The following is a 17,552-nucleotide window of genomic DNA, read 5'->3' as shown; positions in this document are numbered from 1 at the left end:
ACTTACGTCCCCCTACCGCATTAATGCTGGAAATAGTACTTGTTTTTTCATCACATCAAAAATCCCTCTTTGTGTAACCCTAACATATGGTAAGTGGGTAGCTTGAAGGAATAATAATGTATATATTGCATCCCCATGTTTAAATCCTCTATTAGCTAGTTCTCTTTTTAATACTAGCTCATCTTCTATTAATTGTTCTACAGGCTTATCTGAAAGTACTCCACCAATTGGTAGTTCTAGAGAACAGATTATTTGTTCATCCTCTACAATGACAATGCCACCATTCATTTTTTTGACTTCCTGAAAGGCCTGCTGCATGCTTTTTTTGTTCTTGCCTATAAGTATAATATCTCCTGTATTGGAGTATGAGGAAGCGAAGCCCATTAGAGAGGTCGCGAACCCTTTAATAAGTGTGGAAACCTTCCATTTTCCATTTCGATCTATTAACAATAGAAAGCTTTCGTCATGATTTTTAGATAGCTCGTTGTCCGTTGTATCAAGGCTGATGGAATATGGTTTTGTTATAACATCATTTACCATTTCTATTCCAAACGGTATCGAGAACTGAAAATCTGCTTCCGATACTTCGAATGACAGGTTTAAGTCTGGCATAGATGACCAATCAATTGGCTCCAATGTGGTCGTCTTTTGCTGCTCTTTTTTCAACCAAACTCCTTTAGATAACACACTTACTGGAACAGGACTTTGCTCATCCTTTAAGAAATTGAGATTTGCATAACGACCAGTTGCAATCACACCATGTAAATTGGACAGATTATAATATTTCGCTACATTAAAGGATGCCATCAAATACGCGTCAATCGGTTTTACACCAGCATCTAACGCAACTTGAATACATTTATCCATGACCCCATCCACGTGGAAGGAAGGTGTAGCTCCATCTGTTGTCATCATCAAATGATCAAAAATATGAAGATCCTTTTCTAAAATATCCTTTAATAGTTGGGGTAAATCTGGACGAATCGACGAATGGCGTAGTGTTACCGCATACCCATGAAGAATACGACGTTCCACTTCTTCAATAGTCATCGCCTCATGATCTCCATCCGCTCCTAATAAACGCATCCTTGCAAGCGTCCGCTCAGAAGCTCCAGGAAAATGCCCTTCAATTTTCATGCCATTTGTCTTGGCTTGCTGCATCCAGTACAGCATTTGATCATCACCAAATAGCAAACGCGGCCATCCAGTTAGCTCTCCACCCATAATTACGTCAGGGCGATTGATCCATTCTCCAATCGTTTTAGAAGTAAATAATTCTTCTTCATTCTCTAGCTCCGTCTGAGAATCAAAACGTGCCCACCAATAGAAAGAAAATGGCATTTTTTTAAGTTCATCCATCAATGAAAACGCTTTCTTATTTTCAAGCATCAAAAATAATGTTAAGTTATCTGCGATAAATGTAGTCGTTCCTAATTGAGCAGCGTAATCTGCGAATGTTTGTGGATTATAAAGCTGGAATGGATGTACATGAGGCTCTATATATCCAGGTACAATTTTTTGTCCCGTTGCATCATATACCTCTGTCTGGTCAGAAATTAATGGCATCTCAGAACCTGTATAAACAATACGGTCTTTTACAATCCAAATGTTTCCAGTAATCCATTTCTTTAAATGACTATGCAGAAACGTTGCATTTGTAATGACAATGTCCGGTGATTGTGTTCCATTGACTACATCAATCTGATGCCTTATTTCTTCAATTTTCCAAATAGGATATTGCATTCCATCCATTCTCCTTTCTTTTTGTATACTCATAAAAATAATATTAGCATAGTGCTTTAGTAAAGCAAAGTGTTGAATTGTAATTTCATAGAAATTTTACAGAATAATGCTTTGAGTCTAATAAACTAAAAAAGAGGCAGTGATAAAACTTTCCTCCAAAATAATAAGCCCCAAATAAGAACAAAAACCGGGCTAAAAAACGCCCGGTCCTTTAAGAACAAAAATCTGGATATGTCGTTGGTTGTAGTGAAAGGTGGCGTATCAGTCGGGAAAAGCGAGAAAGCCGATACCCCGCGGAAAATGTCTGCAAGGCAAAGAAAAACATTTCGTTTTCCTTTGCCTGTACATCAATTATTGAAATGTCCTCCAGCCGATATCCTTGCGGAAGAATAGACCATCCCATTCTAGCTTAGAAAGACCTGCATATACTTTTTGTTGTGCTTCCTTTAACGAAGACTCGCTCGCCGCCACTAGTATAACGCGTCCACCGTTTGCGATAAAATCTTCGTCTTCGACTTTTGTTCCAGCATGAAAAACATGTAAGCCAGCATTAGTTAATGAACTTAGTTCTGGCAGCTTTGCACCTTTTTTTACATCGACAGGGTAACCTTCTGAAGCGATCACCACACCAAGCATGGCTTGTTCTGACCAGGACAATTCAAATGGCTTTTCGTCCATTAATGCTGTCATGAACTTTCCAAAATCACTCGTCATTCGTGGCAGTACTACTTGCGTTTCTGGGTCTCCGAAACGGGCGTTGAATTCGATTACTTTTGGTCCTTCATTCGTTAATATAAGTCCTGCGTAAAGAATACCGGTAAAGGGGATTCCTTCTTCTGTCATTGCTTGTACTGTTGGAACAACCACTGTTTCATATGCTAAATCTACAGTATGCGAGGAGATTTGTGGTACAGGTGAATAGGCACCCATCCCGCCCGTGTTCGGTCCTTTATCACCATCATAGGCACGCTTATGATCTTGCGCAATGACCATTGGATAAATTTGACCCTTGTGCACAAAAGACATAAAGGAGAATTCCTCTCCCTCTAAATACTCCTCAATGACTACGCGAGACGAGGATTCACCGTATAGTTGATTGCCAATCATGTCTTCCACCGCTTGGTTTGCTTCTATCTCAGTCATGGCAACTACGACCCCTTTACCTGCTGCAAGACCATCTGCTTTCACTACGATTGGAGCTCCTAGCTTTTCAATATACGCCTTTGCTTTTTCTACTTCTGTAAACGTTGCATAAGTGGCAGTTGGAATATTATATTTCTCCATAATTTCTTTAGCAAAAGCCTTACTACCTTCAATCTGAGCAGCAGCTTTTGTTGGTCCAAATATACGTAATCCTTCTGCTTCAAAATGGTCCACAATGCCAGATGCTAGAGGTTGCTCCGGACCAACAAATGTTAGGTCAATTTTGTTATCCTTTGCGAATGCTGTAAGCTCATCAAAAGCCATTGCATCAATAGAAATAACCTGAATTTCTCCTGACATCCCTTCATTACCTGGAGCTACAAATACATTTTCCACTGTAGGTGAATCAATGAATTGCTTGGCGATTGCATGCTCACGGCCACCACTACCAATTACGAGAATATTCATCTAGAAATTTCCTCCTTAATGTTTGAAATGACGTACCCCAGTGAATACCATTGCAATACCATACTCATTTGCTTTGTCGATAGAATCCTGGTCTTTCACTGATCCACCTGTTTGAATAATAGCTGTAATACCTGCTTTTGCTGCCACTTCCACCGTATCATTCATAGGGAAGAATGCATCTGAAGCAAGACCTGCTCCTTGTGCACGTTGTCCAGCTTGCTCTAAAGCAATTTTAGCTGAGCCCACGCGGTTCATCTGACCTGCTCCAACACCGATCGTCATATCCTCAGTCGCTACTACAATTGCATTTGATTTTACGTGTTTAACTACGCTCCAGCCAAGCTCTAATGCTTTCCATTCTTCCGCAGTTGGTTCTCTGTCTGTAACGACTTTCACATCTGCATCTTTTAAACCAAATGTATCAGGAGATTGAACTAGTAATCCACCTTCTACAGATACTGTATTCCAAGCATCTTTTTTCGTTTGCTCATAAGAAATAGTTAGTAGGCGAATGTTTTTCTTCGCTGTTAGCATTGCAATTGCTTCTTCAGAGAATGAAGGAGCAATGATGATTTCTAAGAAAATACCAGCTAATACTTTTGCTGTTTTTGCATCTACTTCACGGTTTAACGCTACAATTCCACCGAAAATAGACGTCGAATCTGCTTCGTAAGCTTTAGTGAAAGCATCTGAAATTGTTTCGCCAGTTCCAACTCCACATGGATTCATATGTTTTACAGCTACTGCAGCTGGAAGCTTGAATTCTTTTACGATTTGAATAGCAGCATTGGCATCTTGGATATTATTATAGGATAGCTCTTTACCATGTAATTGAGTGGCAGAGGCAATCGAGAAATCAGATCCAAGTGGTCGTTTGTAAAACGCTGCTTGTTGATGTGGATTTTCACCATAACGTAAAGATTGTTTACGTTCATATGTAAGTGTTAATAATTCCGGAAACTCTTCCCCAGCTAAATCAGTCATATAGCCTGCGATTAACGCATCGTACGCCGCTGTATGACGGAAAACTTTTGCGGCAAGTTTGCGGCGTGTTTCAAGTGTCGTCTCACCAGTCTCTTTTAACTGAGCAAGAACTTCATCATAGTCAGATGCATCTGTTACCACTGTTACGTACTGATGATTTTTCGCAGCAGAACGAAGCATAGATGGACCACCGATATCAATATTTTCAATCGCATCCTCAAACGTTACATCTTGCTTAGAAATTGTCTCACGGAAAGGATATAAATTTACACAAACTACTTGAATAGGAGTTATTTGATGCTCTTCAAGTTGTGCTTGATGAGAAGGGTCATCATGCTTTGCCAATAACGCCCCGTGTATCATCGGATTTAATGTTTTTACTCGACCATCCAAAATTTCTGGAAAGTTTGTTACTTGGTCTACTGATGTAATCGCCACACCATTTTGTTCTAAGAATGCTTTTGTTCCACCAGTTGATAAAATTTCATAGCCAAGTAGTTCCAGCTCTTTTGCAAACTCGAGAATTCCTGATTTATCTGAAAGACTAATTAACGCACGTTTTGACACCATAATTCCTCCTTAGATTGGTAAATCTAGTTGTGTTTTAATATATTTAAAAGTTTATGTGTGCTGTCGGTGCCGATGAGCAAGACAGCTACACAACATGCTTTATGGATATTTTTTCCGTTTCGCGAGTAAATTTAACTTAAAAGCGAGTAAACGAACAGTGGACGAGAGTAAAATAAAAGTGAGCGAGAGTATTCTCCATGCAACCGAGAGTAAACTGCCAAATTACCGGCTAAACAACTGTTGCAAAGCCCGAATATATAACGCATGCTCTACTTCATGGATACGGTCCTCTGTTTTCTCCCGATCTTGTTCAACGACTTCAACTGCCTGCTGCGCAATGATAGGACCAGTGTCCATCCCAGCATCCACATAGTGAACCGTCACTCCGGTAACCTTCACTCCGTGATTCATGGCTTGGCCAATTGCGTCTTTTCCTGGAAATGCAGGTAGTAACGAAGGGTGGATATTGATAATTCGATTCGGAAAAGCTTCTAAAAGAACATCTCCGATTAATCGCATATAGCCTGCAAGGACAATCCATTCAACATCTAGTTCATTTAGTTTTTCTAAAATTACTTGTTCGTAAGCTACTTTGGTGGGAAAACTGGCTGGTTTAATAACAAGTGTCTCGATGCCCGCTTTCTCGGCACGCTCGACTACGAAAGCACCAGGCTTATCGGAAACTACGAGCACTGCTTCTCCAGCAAGATTTCCTACCTGTACTGCATCATAGATGGCTTGGAAGTTCGTACCACTACCTGATGCGAACACAGCAAATTTCGTTACTTCAGTCATTACACTATGCTCCCGTCATGTGTTCCGTTGAAGATAACACCTTCACCCTTCACAACACGTCCAATTATATGGGCTTTTTCACCATGTGCCTCTGCAATAGCAATTGCTTTTTCCGCTTCCTCTGCAGAAAGTGCAAGAACAAAGCCTATTCCCATGTTAAATACATTATATAAATCACGGTCCGCTAGCTCGCCTTTTTCTTTTAATAAATCAAATACAGGCAGTACTTCCCATGAACCTAGATCCACTTCTACAGCTAAACCATCGGGCATCATGCGTGGTAGATTTTCATAAAAACCTCCGCCCGTCACATGAGCCATCCCATGAATAGAAAGCTCTTGATGCATTTCTATTACCGGCTTCGCATAAATTTTTGTAGGTATTAAAAGGGCTTTCCCAATTTCACCTAACTCTTCGTATCCTTCCACAACATCATTCGGAGAATAGCCTTGCTCTTCAAATACAATTTTACGTACAAGGGAATAGCCATTTGAGTGAACACCACTTGAAGCAATACCTACAAGCACATCACCTTCTGAAATGTTCTCACCTGTTACGATTTTCGATTTTTCACAAGCTCCAACTGCAAATCCAGCGAGATCATACTCATCTTCCTCGTAAAGACCAGGCATTTCTGCTGTTTCTCCACCGATTAATGCTGCCCCAGATTGTACACAACCATCTGCCACACCTTTAACAATTTGTTCAATTCGTTCAGGGACAGCTTTACCTACCGCTACATAATCTAAGAAAAATAAAGGCTCTGCACCCTGAGCAACAATATCATTAACACACATTGCAACACAGTCCACACCGATTGTATCGTGAGAATCTGTCATAAATGCAAGCTTCAACTTTGTTCCGACACCATCTGTTCCAGATATCAAAACAGGCTCTTTATAATTCAATGAAGATAAATCGAACATCCCACCGAAACCACCGAAAGTACCCATGATTCCTTTTCTAGCTGTACGCTCGACATGTGATTTCATTCTTTGCACGGCTTCATACCCTGCTTCAATATTCACGCCTGCTTTTTCATATGCTTTTGACATGTAAAATCCTCCTATCGAACAAGCTCTTTTTCATGTGGTAGTTTCGTATCCGCGTAAATACTTGTTGGGTATTCTCCAGTAAAGCACGCTAAACATTGTCCACAATTTTTTTCAGCATCTGATCGTCCAATTGCCTCAACCATTCCTTCAACTGATAAGAAGGTTAACGAATCTGCTCCGATCAGTTCACGCATCTCATCAATTGTATTATTAGCAGCAATCAGCTCTGAATCTGAGCTTATATCAATGCCGTAAAAACAAGGATTTTTTAAAGGTGGTGAACTAATAACGACATGAACCTCTGTTGCACCGGCTTCCTTTAGCATTTTCACTATGCGACGAGATGTCGTTCCTCGAACAATTGAATCGTCTACCATGACTACTCGTTTACCATTTACAACCTGCCGAACAGGTGAAAGCTTCATCTTCACTCCGCGTTCACGTAAGTCCTGTGATGGCTGGATAAATGTTCTTCCAACGTACCGATTCTTTATAAGACCAAGCTCATAAGGAATACCTGTCGCTTCAGAAAAACCAATTGCAGCAGAAATACTAGAATCAGGTACACCCGTTACAACATCTGCATCAATAGTCAATTCTTTCGCAAGCTGCTTACCAAGACGTTTTCTAGCCATGTGGATATTAATTCCATCAATATCTGAATCGGGACGAGAAAAATAGACATATTCCATTGTACAAATAGTTCGATCTTTTTTCACTACATAACGCTCTGAACGGCAACCTTCATCATTTATTATCAATAACTCTCCAGGATCGATTGAACGAACTAGCTCCGCTCCGATTAAATCGAACGCACTTGTTTCAGAAGCAACTACATAAGCGCCATCCAGCATTCCTAAAGAAAGCGGACGCATGCCCTGTGGATCCTGTGCCACATACATCGCATGCTCGGTCATGATAATAACTGCAAAAGCACCATCCAATAAACGTAATGCTTCTTTTGCACGTTCCTCAAAGGAAGCAAATTTACTCTTCTTCAATAAATGTGCAAGCACTTCTGTGTCAGAAGTAGTTTGGAAAATACTACCTTGCTGTTCTAAATTACGTTTTAAACGTGTAGCATTTACGATATTCCCGTTATGCGCAATCGCCAGTCCACCAGTTGTCGAGTTAAATAATAATGGTTGCACATTTTCAATTCCCGATCCACCAGATGTAGCATAGCGAACATGTCCTACTGCTGCATGTCCTTCTAATTTTTCTAGCTTGCCATTACTAAATACATCGTTTACTAGGCCTTCCCCTTTTACTGCACGAAGGGTTTTACCATCCGTCACAATAATTCCAGCACCTTCTTGTCCTCTATGCTGAAGTGCATGTAATCCGTAATAACTCATAGCTGCAGGATTTGGATGTCCCCAAATCCCGAATACACCACATTCTTCGTTTAAGCCTCTGAGTTCAGCAAGCATGGTATTGCTCCTTTCCAAGCGGAACGGAATTCATCAACAGAACCGCTAATCCAAGTAGTTCCGTCTTCATTTGAAATTATTACATTATTTGAATCAGTTACTGTACCAATTTGTACAGCATCTTCTACGATTTCTTCAAATTTACTTGCATGCTCTGGTTTTACCGTAATGATAAAGCGAGATTGAGATTCACTGAATAACGCAGTTGTTGCAGACCCAGTAATGGTTACTTCTACTCCAAGACCAGTTGCACCGAATGCTTTTTCAGCTAAAGCTACTGCAAAACCGCCTTCTGCAATATCATGTGCAGATTGTACAACACCAGCTTTGATCGCTGTTAATAAAGCCTTTTGACGTGCAGCCTCTACTTCTAGGTCAATCGACGGTGCTTGTCCAAAAATACGTTTTTCCACTAACTTTTGAAGCTCAGAGCCACCAAATTCTGTATTTGTTTCTCCAATTACATACACAATATCTCCAGCTTGTTTAACTGATTGAGTAGTTACATGTGCAAGGTCCTCTACTAACCCAACTAGACCAATTGTTGGTGTAGGATAAACAGCAGTTCCGCTACGCTCGTTATATAACGAAACGTTACCACCAATAACTGGTGATTCTAATGCGATACAAGCCTCTGAAATACCATCCGCAGATTTTTCAATTTGCCAGAAGATCTCTGGATTTTCTGGGTTACCAAAGTTTAAGCAGTCCGTAATAGCAAGTGGTTTTGCACCTGAACAAACAACATTACGAGCAGCCTCAGCTACTGCAATCTTACCGCCAACCACTGGATCTAAATATATATAACGAGAATTACAATCTGTTGTCATAGCTAAGCCTTTGTTCGTACCACGAACTCGAACTACCGCAGCATCTGATCCAGGTGTTACGACTGTACTTGTGCGTACTTGATAGTCATATTGATCATAAACCCACTCTTTAGAAGCTATTGTTGGTTGTTGAAGTAGGTTAAGTAGTGTCTCCTTATAATCCGAAACTGCAGGCTCTACATTTTCCATCGCTTGGAATTCTGTATAGTAAGCAGGTACTGATGAGGGTTTATAGTAAACCGGCGCTTCCTCTGCAAGTGCATCTGCTGGGACATTTGCTACTACTTCACCTTTGTGAATTAAACGAAGCATTTTATCAGTTGTTACCTTACCAACCGCTACACAATCTAAGTCATATTTCTCAAAGATTTTCACGATCTCATCTTCGCGTCCTTTTTTCACAACGATTAGCATACGTTCCTGCGATTCGGAAAGCATCATTTCATATGCAGTCATTCCAGTTTCACGCTGTGGCACGAAATCTAAGTTCATCTCTACACCGAAACCAGCTTTGGACGCCATCTCAGCAGATGAAGAAGTTAACCCTGCAGCTCCCATATCTTGAATACCGATTAATGCATCTGATTTAATCACTTCTAAACAAGCTTCTAATAGAAGTTTCTCCATGAAAGGATCTCCTACTTGCACAGCAGGACGCTTTTCTTCTGAAGCTTCTGTCAATTCTTCCGATGCGAATGTTGCCCCGTGAATACCGTCACGACCAGTTTTTGCACCAGCATACATAACTGTGTTACCTTCACCAGCTGCAATCCCTTTTTGAATATCCTCATGATTGATGAGCCCTACGCACATCGCATTAACAAGTGGATTTCCCTCGTAGCAGTCATCGAATTGAATTTCTCCGCCTACAGTAGGAATTCCGATACAGTTACCATAGCCAGCAATTCCAGCTACTACCTCTTCGAATAAGTATTTCACACGCGGCGTTTTTAGTTCTCCAAAACGAAGCGAATTTAGCAGTGCAATAGGACGAGCTCCCATCGAGAAAACATCACGTATAATCCCGCCAACACCAGTTGCTGCACCTTGATAAGGCTCGATTGCAGATGGATGGTTATGAGATTCCATTTTAAATACAGCTGCTTGCCCATCGCCAATATCAATGATTCCAGCACCTTCACCTGGTCCTTGTAAAACATGCGGTCCTTTAGTAGGGAATTTACGTAAAACAGGTTTAGAGTTTTTATACGAACAATGCTCTGACCACATTACTGAAAACAAGCCAGTTTCTGTATAGTTCGGCAGTCGACCTAAAATTTTCTCTACCATTTCAAATTCTGAATCTGACATTCCCATTTGCGCATATATTTTTTGTTCTTTAATTTGCGTTGGATTTGGTTCAAGCATGACTGACATGAGTTTCCCTCCACTGTTTCACTATTGATTTAAATAACGCTAGTCCATCCGAGCCACCTATAAGTTCATGTACTGCGCGCTCCGGATGAGGCATCATACCAAGGACATTTCCTTTTTCATTGATAATACCTGCAATGTCCTCGATGCTTCCGTTAGGACCTTCTGAAGCATATTTAAAAACGATTTGGTTATTTTCTATTAAACTTGCTAGTGTTTCATCATCACAATAATAGTTTCCTTCCCCATGGGCAATAGGAATTTGTATTACTTCGTCTTTTTCATATCCAGTAGTAAACTGTGTTTCGTTATTTACAACTTTTAACTCCACGTTACGACACATAAATTTTAGATTTTTATTGCGTAGAAGTGCTCCAGGTAGTAATCCTGCCTCTGTTAACACTTGGAATCCGTTACAAATACCAAGCACTGGCTTACCTGCTTCAGCAGCTTTTACAACCTCTGACATTACGTTAGATTGTTTAGCCATAGCTCCACAGCGTAGGTAATCGCCGTATGAGAACCCTCCAGGCAATAAAATACCATCAAATCCACTTAAATCCTTCTCATCATGCCAAACGTATTCTACTTCTTCTCCAAGCTCGTCTTTGATCGCGTGATACATATCTAAATCACAGTTCGATCCAGGAAATACGATTACTGCAAACTTCATTTGCTTACAGCCTCCTCAACCTCATAACGATAGTCTTCAATTACTGTATTTGTAAGAAGTTTTTCACACATTTCCTTCACAACTGAATCTATATCACGAGTTCCCTCTTCTATTTGAAGCTCTAAAAATTTTCCGATACGAACGTCCTTCACTTCGTTATATTCCATTGAGTGAAGAGCTCCCATAACTGCAGAGCCTTGTGGGTCTAAAACACTTTCACGTAATGTTACATATACTTTTACTTTTTTCATTTTGATAATCCTCCTAGGCGGGAAAGTATTATTTCATAAACTTCAGTTAAGCTTCCTAAATTACGTCTAAACACATCTTTGTCTAATTTGTTATTTGTTTTGTCGTCCCACAATCTACAGGTGTCGGGAGAGATTTCATCCGCAAGAAGGATTTCTCCGTCTGCTGTTTTTCCGAATTCTAATTTAAAGTCGACTAAGGTTACACCAATTTCTTTGAAAATCGGCTGAAGCACTTTATTGATTTCAAGTGCGTTCGATTGAAGTGTATCTATTTCCTTTGGTGTAGCAACTGCTAATAATTCTAGATGGGCATTTGTCAGTAATGGATCTCCAAGCTCATCGTCCTTATAATAAAATTCCACGATAGCGTGCTTTAAAGGTGTTCCCTCTTCAATCCCTAATCTCTTTGATAGACTACCAGCCGCAATATTACGAACTACTACTTCAAGTGGAATGATATCCACTTTGCGAACAAGCTGCTCATTGTCTGAGATTTGCTCTACAAAGTGGGATTCAATTCCGTGGTTTTTTAACTGTTCAAACAGGATCGTGGTGATTTTATTGTTCAAAATACCTTTGCCATCTATATTTTCCTTTTTCTCGCCGTTAAATGCTGTGGCACTATCCTTATAGGAGACAAACAGAATATTTTCGTCCTCAGTTTCGAATAATTGCTTTGCTTTACCTTCGTATAATAGATGACCTTTTTCCACTTTAATTTCCCCCTGATCCGCGTTAGCTTAGTTAAGTCCTAAACGTTCAAAAATCATATCGACATGCTGAATATGATAATTGTAGTCAAAGCAATCATCTAATTCTTCTTTTGTTAATAAAGAAGTAACTTGCTCATCCGCATCCACAAAATTGCGGAAAGCAGTTTGAGATTCCCATGCTTGCATCGCAAGAGGTTGTACAGTATCGTATGCTGTTTCACGAGCTAAGCCTTTATCAATTAATGCTAGCAACACACGTTGGGAGTATATTAAGCCCAGAGTTGAATCCATATTACGTTTCATATTCTCAGGGGATACGGTTAAATTTTTCACGATATTACCAAAGCGATTTAGCATATAGTTAAGTGCAATCGTTGCATCCGGTAAAATAACACGCTCTGCTGAAGAGTGAGATATATCTCTTTCATGCCATAACGCAACATTTTCATAGGCTGTCATCATATATCCACGGATAAGGCGTGCCATTCCAACCATATTTTCTGATCCAATTGGATTGCGTTTATGTGGCATTGCAGAAGATCCTTTTTGTCCTTTAGAGAAAAACTCCTCTACTTCTCGTGTTTCTGATTTTTGAAGGCCTCGGATTTCAGTAGCAAACTTCTCAATAGAAGTAGCGACTAATGCGATAACGCTTAAGTATTGTGCATGACGATCACGTTGTAATGTTTGCGTAGAAATTGGTGATGCGGCTAAACCTAGTTTTTCACATACATATTGCTCCACAAATGGATCAATATTTGCATATGTTCCAACAGCACCGGACATTTTACCTGTCTCAATTACTTTAGCCGCTGCCTCAAAACGTTCTAAGTTACGTTTCATTTCCTCTGTCCATAAAGCTAGCTTCAAGCCGAAAGTTGTTGGCTCTGCATGAACTCCGTGCGTACGACCCATCATTACTGTGTATTTATGTTCTTTTGCTTTGTTTTCTAGGATTTCGATAAAGTTTTCAATATCTTTACGTAAAACAACATTTGCTTGTTTAATGATGTAAGAAAGAGCTGTATCTACTACATCCGTAGAAGTAAGGCCGTAATGTACCCATTTGCGCTCTTCTCCTAAAGTTTCTGATACGGCACGAGTGAACGCCACAACGTCATGTCTTGTTTCTTTTTCGATTTCTAAAATACGGTCTACATCGAAGGAAGCATTTTTACGAAGAAGAACTGTATCTTCTTTCGGAATATCTCCAATTTCAGCCCAAGCCTCACAAGCAAGGATTTCAACTTCCAACCATGCATTGTATTTGTTTTGTTCTGTCCAAATTGCACCCATTTCCGGGCGTGTATAGCGTTCTATCATTAAACTTCCTCCTATTTTATTACCAAATTTTAGATTCTTCTATCTCGTTTAACGTCTGTTCGATATCTGTTGATAGGATGGTGACATGTCCCATCTTTCTATTCTCTTTCGCTTCGTTTTTTCCGTACAAATGAACGGACCAGTTTGGATGCTTCGAAAGACTATTCGTAACAGGAATTACATGCTGTCCTAATATGTTTACCATAACTGTTTCTGTCCAAAGCTTTGGTTCTCTTAATGGCCATCCACAAATAGCTCTCACATGCTGATGGAATTGAGAAATACTACAAGTTTCAATTGAGTAGTGCCCCGAATTATGTGGTCTTGGTGCCAATTCATTTATCAATAGTTCATTATTCTCCAAAACAAACATTTCAACCGCAAGCGTACCTATTAAATTTAAATGGTTGGCAATTTTTTCAGCAGCCTCTATCGCTTTTGCAGTAAGGGATTCTTCTATACGTGCTGGCACAATCGTTTCATGTAAAATATGATTAACGTGAATATTTTCACCAATTGGCAAGCAATACGTTTGACCGTCTCCATTACGCTGTACAATGACTGATATTTCTTTTGTAAATGGAACAAAGGCTTCTGCGATACAGGCCGAATGGTCAAACAAAGATTTTGCTAAAGTTATTTGATCTTTTGTTTGAATTATTTGCTGCCCTTTGCCGTCATACCCTCCACGTGAAGTTTTTACCACACAAGGAAAACCAACTTCATCGATTCTTTGCTCTAACTCTTCATACGTAGTGGCTTCGACATATTTCGCAACAGGGACACCAGCTGACCGAATTTCTGCTTTTTCCAGAATACGATTTTGCGTTATTCTTACTAGTTCTGCACCTTGAGGAACATAGGCTATTTCTGATAATCTCTTTAACCCAGCATAATCAATATTTTCAAACTCATAAGTAATAACATCACTTACCTCTGCTAATTCCTCTAATGCGGTTTCATCATTATAGGGTGCAACTATTTGTATATCGGCAACCTGACCACAGGGAGAATCTATCGTTGGATCTAAAACTGCAATTTTAAACCCGGCTTCCTTTGCAGCTAGTGCCATCATTCGACCAAGCTGCCCTCCACCAATTATTCCTATCGTCTGTCCTGGATAAATTACTTTTGTCATTGTAGCTCACCATTGCTTTCAAATACTTTGTTTTTCATATCTTCTCTACGATGTTCAAGTCGTTCTGCCAACTCAGGGTCTTGTATAGAAAGGATTTGAGCCGCAAGTAATCCAGCATTTGTAGCACCAGCCTTACCTATCGCAACAGTTGCCACAGGTACTCCACCTGGCATTTGAACTATTGATAATAATGAATCTAATCCGTTTAATGCTTTAGACTGAACAGGCACTCCAATAACAGGAAGGGTTGTTTTTGCTGCAACCATACCTGGTAAATGGGCTGCGCCTCCAGCTCCTGCAATAATCACCTGTATTCCACGTGATCTTGCCTCCTCAGCATATTCAAACATTAAATCTGGTGTACGATGTGCAGATACTACTCTTTTTTCATAAGGTATATGTAGCTCCTCTAGAATCTCACAGCTATATTTCATTGTCTCCCAATCACTTGAGCTACCCATAATTACACCAATTTTTGTATTCATTATTTTCGTCCCTTCTGTCTACAATAAGCATAAAAAATTCCCCAAATAAACTACTCTCTCTATGCAAGAAAAGCAGTTTACTTAGGGAATATTATCGCCCAGTTTGTGTCGTAAAAAAACATAAACAAACACATCCTTTTGCAGTATCCATAAGTCGCTTTCCCTCATAGTCCAGTCATTACGGTGACTTGGTAGAGACGCTAAAGCCAATCCTTTAGCATATATGGGGATATAATGATCTATTTCTAATCATATTTTAACAACTTATATGGTTTACGTCAACGCTTAAATACGAACAATTAATTTTCAGATAACTCTAATGTTCGTGTTTAGACCATATTTTCACTTTTAAGATTCTTTAATTCCTTTTAACATGATTATTTGTTTAATAGGAACAGGTTGCCCATCTATCTCTTCAAAAAGTGGCTCCTCTCTTCGTCCTGCTATCTGATACCCATCATTAGTCATTCTTTCGATACATTCTGCTATGCTTTCTTTGTCTTCCACTTCAAACCATTTTGTTTCTTTACTCATTTAAATAGTTTTCCTTTCTTAATAGATTTAACCCAAAATCCGCCGTGAATTGACTTAGGTTCATACGCTATTATGAAAATTTTAGAATCTAGATCTTTAAGTCGTGCATACAGTTTTAACTCATATTTTCGTGGTGTTAATATTTGAAGAGCTTGTCTCTCTCCTTGTCGACCATTTGCATGCCAATCGGTAACTCCATACCCTTCTTCTCTTAAAATTACCGGTAAATTTAATTTTGTATCAGTAGAGATTGCATTAACCATAATATATCCAAGCGCCATTTTTTCTTCAATCTTCGTTCCAATAATCACTCCTGTGCCGTACCCTACTGCATAAGCAACCAAATTTTGAATCTCATTTAAGTTATCTAAAACTAGACCTAGCCCTACTATATAAATTACCACTTCTACCATACTTATTAATGCAGCGATATAGCGGTATCCCTTTAATGTAAGAATCATTCGCAAGGTAAAGAAAGTAACGTAGACAATATTAATAGAAAAGATTATGACTACCATTAAGATTGCAGATGAATCCATCCAATCAGCTCCTAATATGTTTTATATTGTTCTTCATTATCGCATATAGTGTCACAATTTCAAGGAATTCAGGTTTTTTAACGAAATTATTGAATTTTTCTTTCACTATAGATTCTGTAATTTTCTTTTAAATTTAAATTTTCTAATTTTGAGATGACAAATTTACTAAAAGATAGTACAATACACTAATTGAGTGAAGTGTTTAAAGTTATACTCTTATTTCATGAATGTTAGTAGAAAATATGACAAATAGGGGGATCAACCAATGCATGGACAATTTAGGAAAAGGTATACGCAAACTACACAGGAGCAAAAGATGTATGCAGTACAAGAAGTTCTTCAGAGTGGACGAGGACGTAAAGAGGTAGCCGAAGAATTGAATGTAAGTGTTAACTCTATCACGACTTGGATCAGAAAGTTTAAAGAAATTGGAGAAAATGCTCTAACTTCTTATTCACAGGATGAAATAATACGTCTTAAAGAGATTGAAAAAAAGTACAATGAACAGCTAAAATTAGAGATGCTAAAAAAGCAGCCTATTTATATCCATTTAAAGAAGCTACCTTATCCTAAAAAGATAAAGAAGCTTTGAAACAGTAATTACATAAAAATGCTTATTTAAGAGTGAAGATAATACTACTGATTTTCGTTTCTGGTGGACGCTTTTCCGCGAGCATGGCTTCAATCTCCTCGTCACTACGTTCCTAAGGAGCTTTCTGCTCGCGCTGTGATTCGCTACCTTTCACTCCAATCAACGAAGTGAGTAGTATTCTATAATAAGATTGGGCGTAGTATATCGGAAAGATTATGAGATTAGTTAAAGTATCTACAATTTTTACTAGGCACTTGATACAATGCTTTATAATGAGAGGAGAGCCCATAAAATTGTCCATATAGCCCTTAAATCTATTAATATAGCCCATAACTGGCTAGTAACCACCCATAAATTACGTTAAAGCCCATAAAGAAAGCAATATAGCCCATTAAACTATAACTATAGCCCATAAAGTAATTATATAGCCCTTAACTATCTATAACAAAAAAGCCGTTACCGATAAACTCGGTAACGACTTTTTCTTTGGTGCCCAGCGACGTCCTACTCTCACAGAGGGAGACCCCCAACTACCATCGGCGCAAGAGCTGAACTTCCGTGTCCGGGGCTGCGAAAGCAGATGGACAGCAGATTTCTTCGTCAGTTACACTCGTTCGATTCTCGCGTATGTAATACGCTCCGAGTCTCTCTCCCTTGCTTCCTCGAACTCTTTGCCCCTCTACTTTCTCGCACACTTTCTTGTAAAGAAAGACTGCCTACGGCTTATACAATATAAAAAACACAAAAAAGTCGCTACCGATTAACTCGGTAACGACTTTTACTTTGTGCCCAGCGACGTCCTACTCTCACAGGGGGAGACCCCCAACTACCATCGGCGCTGAAGAGCTTAACTTCCGTGTTCGGTATGGGAACGGGTGTGACCTCTTCGCCATCATCACTAGACTCTTC

At 39.4% G+C, this 17,552-nt stretch carries 16 protein-coding genes, 1 rRNA gene and 1 riboswitch; of the genes, 1 reads left to right on the top strand and 16 read right to left on the bottom strand.

From position 1 onward, the window contains the following. Positions 1-12: 12 nt before the first annotated feature. The 15 genes from BLR36_RS18125 to BLR36_RS18055 all read right to left on the bottom strand — a co-directional run bounded on the left by BLR36_RS18125 (position 13) and on the right by BLR36_RS18055 (position 16,051). On the bottom strand, positions 13-1,743 hold the full coding sequence (locus tag BLR36_RS18125) for an adenine deaminase C-terminal domain-containing protein (protein ID WP_093063143.1): 1,731 nt from the start codon (positions 1,741-1,743) through the stop codon (positions 13-15). Positions 1,744-2,094: 351 nt separating this feature from the next. After that, positions 2,095-3,354: a phosphoribosylamine--glycine ligase gene (purD, locus tag BLR36_RS18120; protein WP_093063142.1), complete on the bottom strand. Its 1,260-nt coding sequence runs from the start codon at positions 3,352-3,354 to the stop codon at positions 2,095-2,097. A 15-nt stretch (positions 3,355-3,369) separates the two neighbouring features. Further along, complete coding sequence (gene purH, locus BLR36_RS18115; RefSeq protein WP_093063141.1) at positions 3,370-4,905, bottom strand: bifunctional phosphoribosylaminoimidazolecarboxamide formyltransferase/IMP cyclohydrolase; 1,536 nt, start codon at positions 4,903-4,905, stop codon at positions 3,370-3,372. A 225-nt stretch (positions 4,906-5,130) separates the two neighbouring features. Further along, positions 5,131-5,703, bottom strand: a complete 573-nt coding sequence (gene purN / locus BLR36_RS18110; protein ID WP_093063140.1) for a phosphoribosylglycinamide formyltransferase — start codon at positions 5,701-5,703, stop codon at positions 5,131-5,133. After that, the gene (purM, locus tag BLR36_RS18105) at positions 5,703-6,758 is read right to left on the bottom strand and encodes a phosphoribosylformylglycinamidine cyclo-ligase (protein WP_093063139.1); all 1,056 of its coding nucleotides are present in this window, start codon (positions 6,756-6,758) and stop codon (positions 5,703-5,705) included. Before purM ends, purN begins: the two co-directional genes overlap by 1 nt. A gap of 11 nt (positions 6,759-6,769) precedes the next feature. Further along, complete coding sequence (purF, locus tag BLR36_RS18100) at positions 6,770-8,191, bottom strand: amidophosphoribosyltransferase (protein WP_093063175.1); 1,422 nt, start codon at positions 8,189-8,191, stop codon at positions 6,770-6,772. Beyond that, positions 8,167-10,398, bottom strand: a complete 2,232-nt coding sequence (gene purL, locus BLR36_RS18095) for a phosphoribosylformylglycinamidine synthase subunit PurL (protein ID WP_093063138.1) — start codon at positions 10,396-10,398, stop codon at positions 8,167-8,169. Before purL ends, purF begins: the two co-directional genes overlap by 25 nt. Continuing rightward, the gene (gene purQ, locus BLR36_RS18090) at positions 10,382-11,068 is read right to left on the bottom strand and encodes a phosphoribosylformylglycinamidine synthase subunit PurQ (RefSeq protein ID WP_093063137.1); all 687 of its coding nucleotides are present in this window, start codon (positions 11,066-11,068) and stop codon (positions 10,382-10,384) included. Before purQ ends, purL begins: the two co-directional genes overlap by 17 nt. Then, the gene (gene purS, locus BLR36_RS18085; RefSeq protein ID WP_093063136.1) at positions 11,065-11,319 is read right to left on the bottom strand and encodes a phosphoribosylformylglycinamidine synthase subunit PurS; all 255 of its coding nucleotides are present in this window, start codon (positions 11,317-11,319) and stop codon (positions 11,065-11,067) included. Before purS ends, purQ begins: the two co-directional genes overlap by 4 nt. After that, on the bottom strand, positions 11,316-12,032 hold the full coding sequence (purC, locus tag BLR36_RS18080; protein ID WP_093063135.1) for a phosphoribosylaminoimidazolesuccinocarboxamide synthase: 717 nt from the start codon (positions 12,030-12,032) through the stop codon (positions 11,316-11,318). The genes purS and purC overlap by 4 nt, the downstream gene beginning before the upstream one ends. A 27-nt stretch (positions 12,033-12,059) precedes the next feature. Further along, positions 12,060-13,355: an adenylosuccinate lyase gene (purB, locus tag BLR36_RS18075; protein WP_093063134.1), complete on the bottom strand. Its 1,296-nt coding sequence runs from the start codon at positions 13,353-13,355 to the stop codon at positions 12,060-12,062. A 19-nt stretch (positions 13,356-13,374) separates the two neighbouring features. Beyond that, on the bottom strand, positions 13,375-14,493 hold the full coding sequence (gene purK, locus BLR36_RS18070) for a 5-(carboxyamino)imidazole ribonucleotide synthase (RefSeq protein WP_093063133.1): 1,119 nt from the start codon (positions 14,491-14,493) through the stop codon (positions 13,375-13,377). Next, positions 14,490-14,978: a 5-(carboxyamino)imidazole ribonucleotide mutase gene (purE, locus tag BLR36_RS18065; RefSeq protein ID WP_093063132.1), complete on the bottom strand. Its 489-nt coding sequence runs from the start codon at positions 14,976-14,978 to the stop codon at positions 14,490-14,492. Before purE ends, purK begins: the two co-directional genes overlap by 4 nt. A 147-nt stretch (positions 14,979-15,125) precedes the next feature. Then, positions 15,126-15,225: riboswitch (purine riboswitch) on the bottom strand. Between the two features lie 101 nt (positions 15,226-15,326). Then, complete coding sequence (locus tag BLR36_RS18060; RefSeq protein ID WP_093063131.1) at positions 15,327-15,512, bottom strand: NETI motif-containing protein; 186 nt, start codon at positions 15,510-15,512, stop codon at positions 15,327-15,329. Further along, positions 15,509-16,051, bottom strand: coding sequence for a DUF2179 domain-containing protein (locus BLR36_RS18055; RefSeq protein ID WP_093063130.1), 543 nt, complete (start codon positions 16,049-16,051; stop codon positions 15,509-15,511). The genes BLR36_RS18060 and BLR36_RS18055 overlap by 4 nt, the downstream gene beginning before the upstream one ends. Positions 16,052-16,316: 265 nt before the next feature. On the opposite strand from BLR36_RS18055, the gene BLR36_RS18050 reads away from it, so the two are divergent. After that, a complete protein-coding gene (locus tag BLR36_RS18050) occupies positions 16,317-16,643 on the top strand; it encodes a transposase (RefSeq protein ID WP_093063129.1) in 327 nt (108 codons plus the stop codon). A gap of 787 nt (positions 16,644-17,430) precedes the next feature. Here the strand turns inward: BLR36_RS18050 and rrf are convergent. Beyond that, positions 17,431-17,546, bottom strand: a 5S ribosomal RNA gene (gene rrf, locus BLR36_RS18045). Positions 17,547-17,552: the final 6 nt, after the last annotated feature.

Origin of the sequence: Psychrobacillus sp. OK028 (assembly GCF_900103605.1) — a bacterium.
In the GTDB taxonomy this organism is placed as follows: Bacteria; Bacillota; Bacilli; order Bacillales_A; family Planococcaceae; genus Psychrobacillus.
Note: the sequence above shows the minus strand (reverse complement) of the source record. Positions and strands in the feature narration are given on the sequence as shown.

Excerpts from the sequence above, each read along its gene's own strand:
- purN (WP_093063140.1), bottom strand. The coding sequence starts at position 5,703 with ATGACTGAAGTAACGAAATTTGCTGTGTTCGCATCAGGTAGTGGTACG.
- BLR36_RS18060 (WP_093063131.1), bottom strand. The coding sequence starts at position 15,512 with ATGAGTAAAGAAACAAAATGGTTTGAAGTGGAAGACAAAGAAAGCATA.
- purM (WP_093063139.1), bottom strand. The coding sequence starts at position 6,758 with ATGTCAAAAGCATATGAAAAAGCAGGCGTGAATATTGAAGCAGGGTAT.
- purB (WP_093063134.1), bottom strand. The coding sequence starts at position 13,355 with ATGATAGAACGCTATACACGCCCGGAAATGGGTGCAATTTGGACAGAA.
- BLR36_RS18055 (WP_093063130.1), bottom strand. The coding sequence starts at position 16,051 with ATGGATTCATCTGCAATCTTAATGGTAGTCATAATCTTTTCTATTAAT.
- BLR36_RS18125 (WP_093063143.1), bottom strand. The coding sequence starts at position 1,743 with ATGCAATATCCTATTTGGAAAATTGAAGAAATAAGGCATCAGATTGAT.
- purF (WP_093063175.1), bottom strand. The coding sequence starts at position 8,191 with ATGCTTGCTGAACTCAGAGGCTTAAACGAAGAATGTGGTGTATTCGGG.
- purS (WP_093063136.1), bottom strand. The coding sequence starts at position 11,319 with ATGAAAAAAGTAAAAGTATATGTAACATTACGTGAAAGTGTTTTAGAC.
- BLR36_RS18050 (WP_093063129.1), top strand. The coding sequence starts at position 16,317 with ATGCATGGACAATTTAGGAAAAGGTATACGCAAACTACACAGGAGCAA.
- purL (WP_093063138.1), bottom strand. The coding sequence starts at position 10,398 with ATGTCAGTCATGCTTGAACCAAATCCAACGCAAATTAAAGAACAAAAA.
- purE (WP_093063132.1), bottom strand. The coding sequence starts at position 14,978 with ATGAATACAAAAATTGGTGTAATTATGGGTAGCTCAAGTGATTGGGAG.
- purD (WP_093063142.1), bottom strand. The coding sequence starts at position 3,354 with ATGAATATTCTCGTAATTGGTAGTGGTGGCCGTGAGCATGCAATCGCC.
- purK (WP_093063133.1), bottom strand. The coding sequence starts at position 14,493 with ATGACAAAAGTAATTTATCCAGGACAGACGATAGGAATAATTGGTGGA.
- purQ (WP_093063137.1), bottom strand. The coding sequence starts at position 11,068 with ATGAAGTTTGCAGTAATCGTATTTCCTGGATCGAACTGTGATTTAGAT.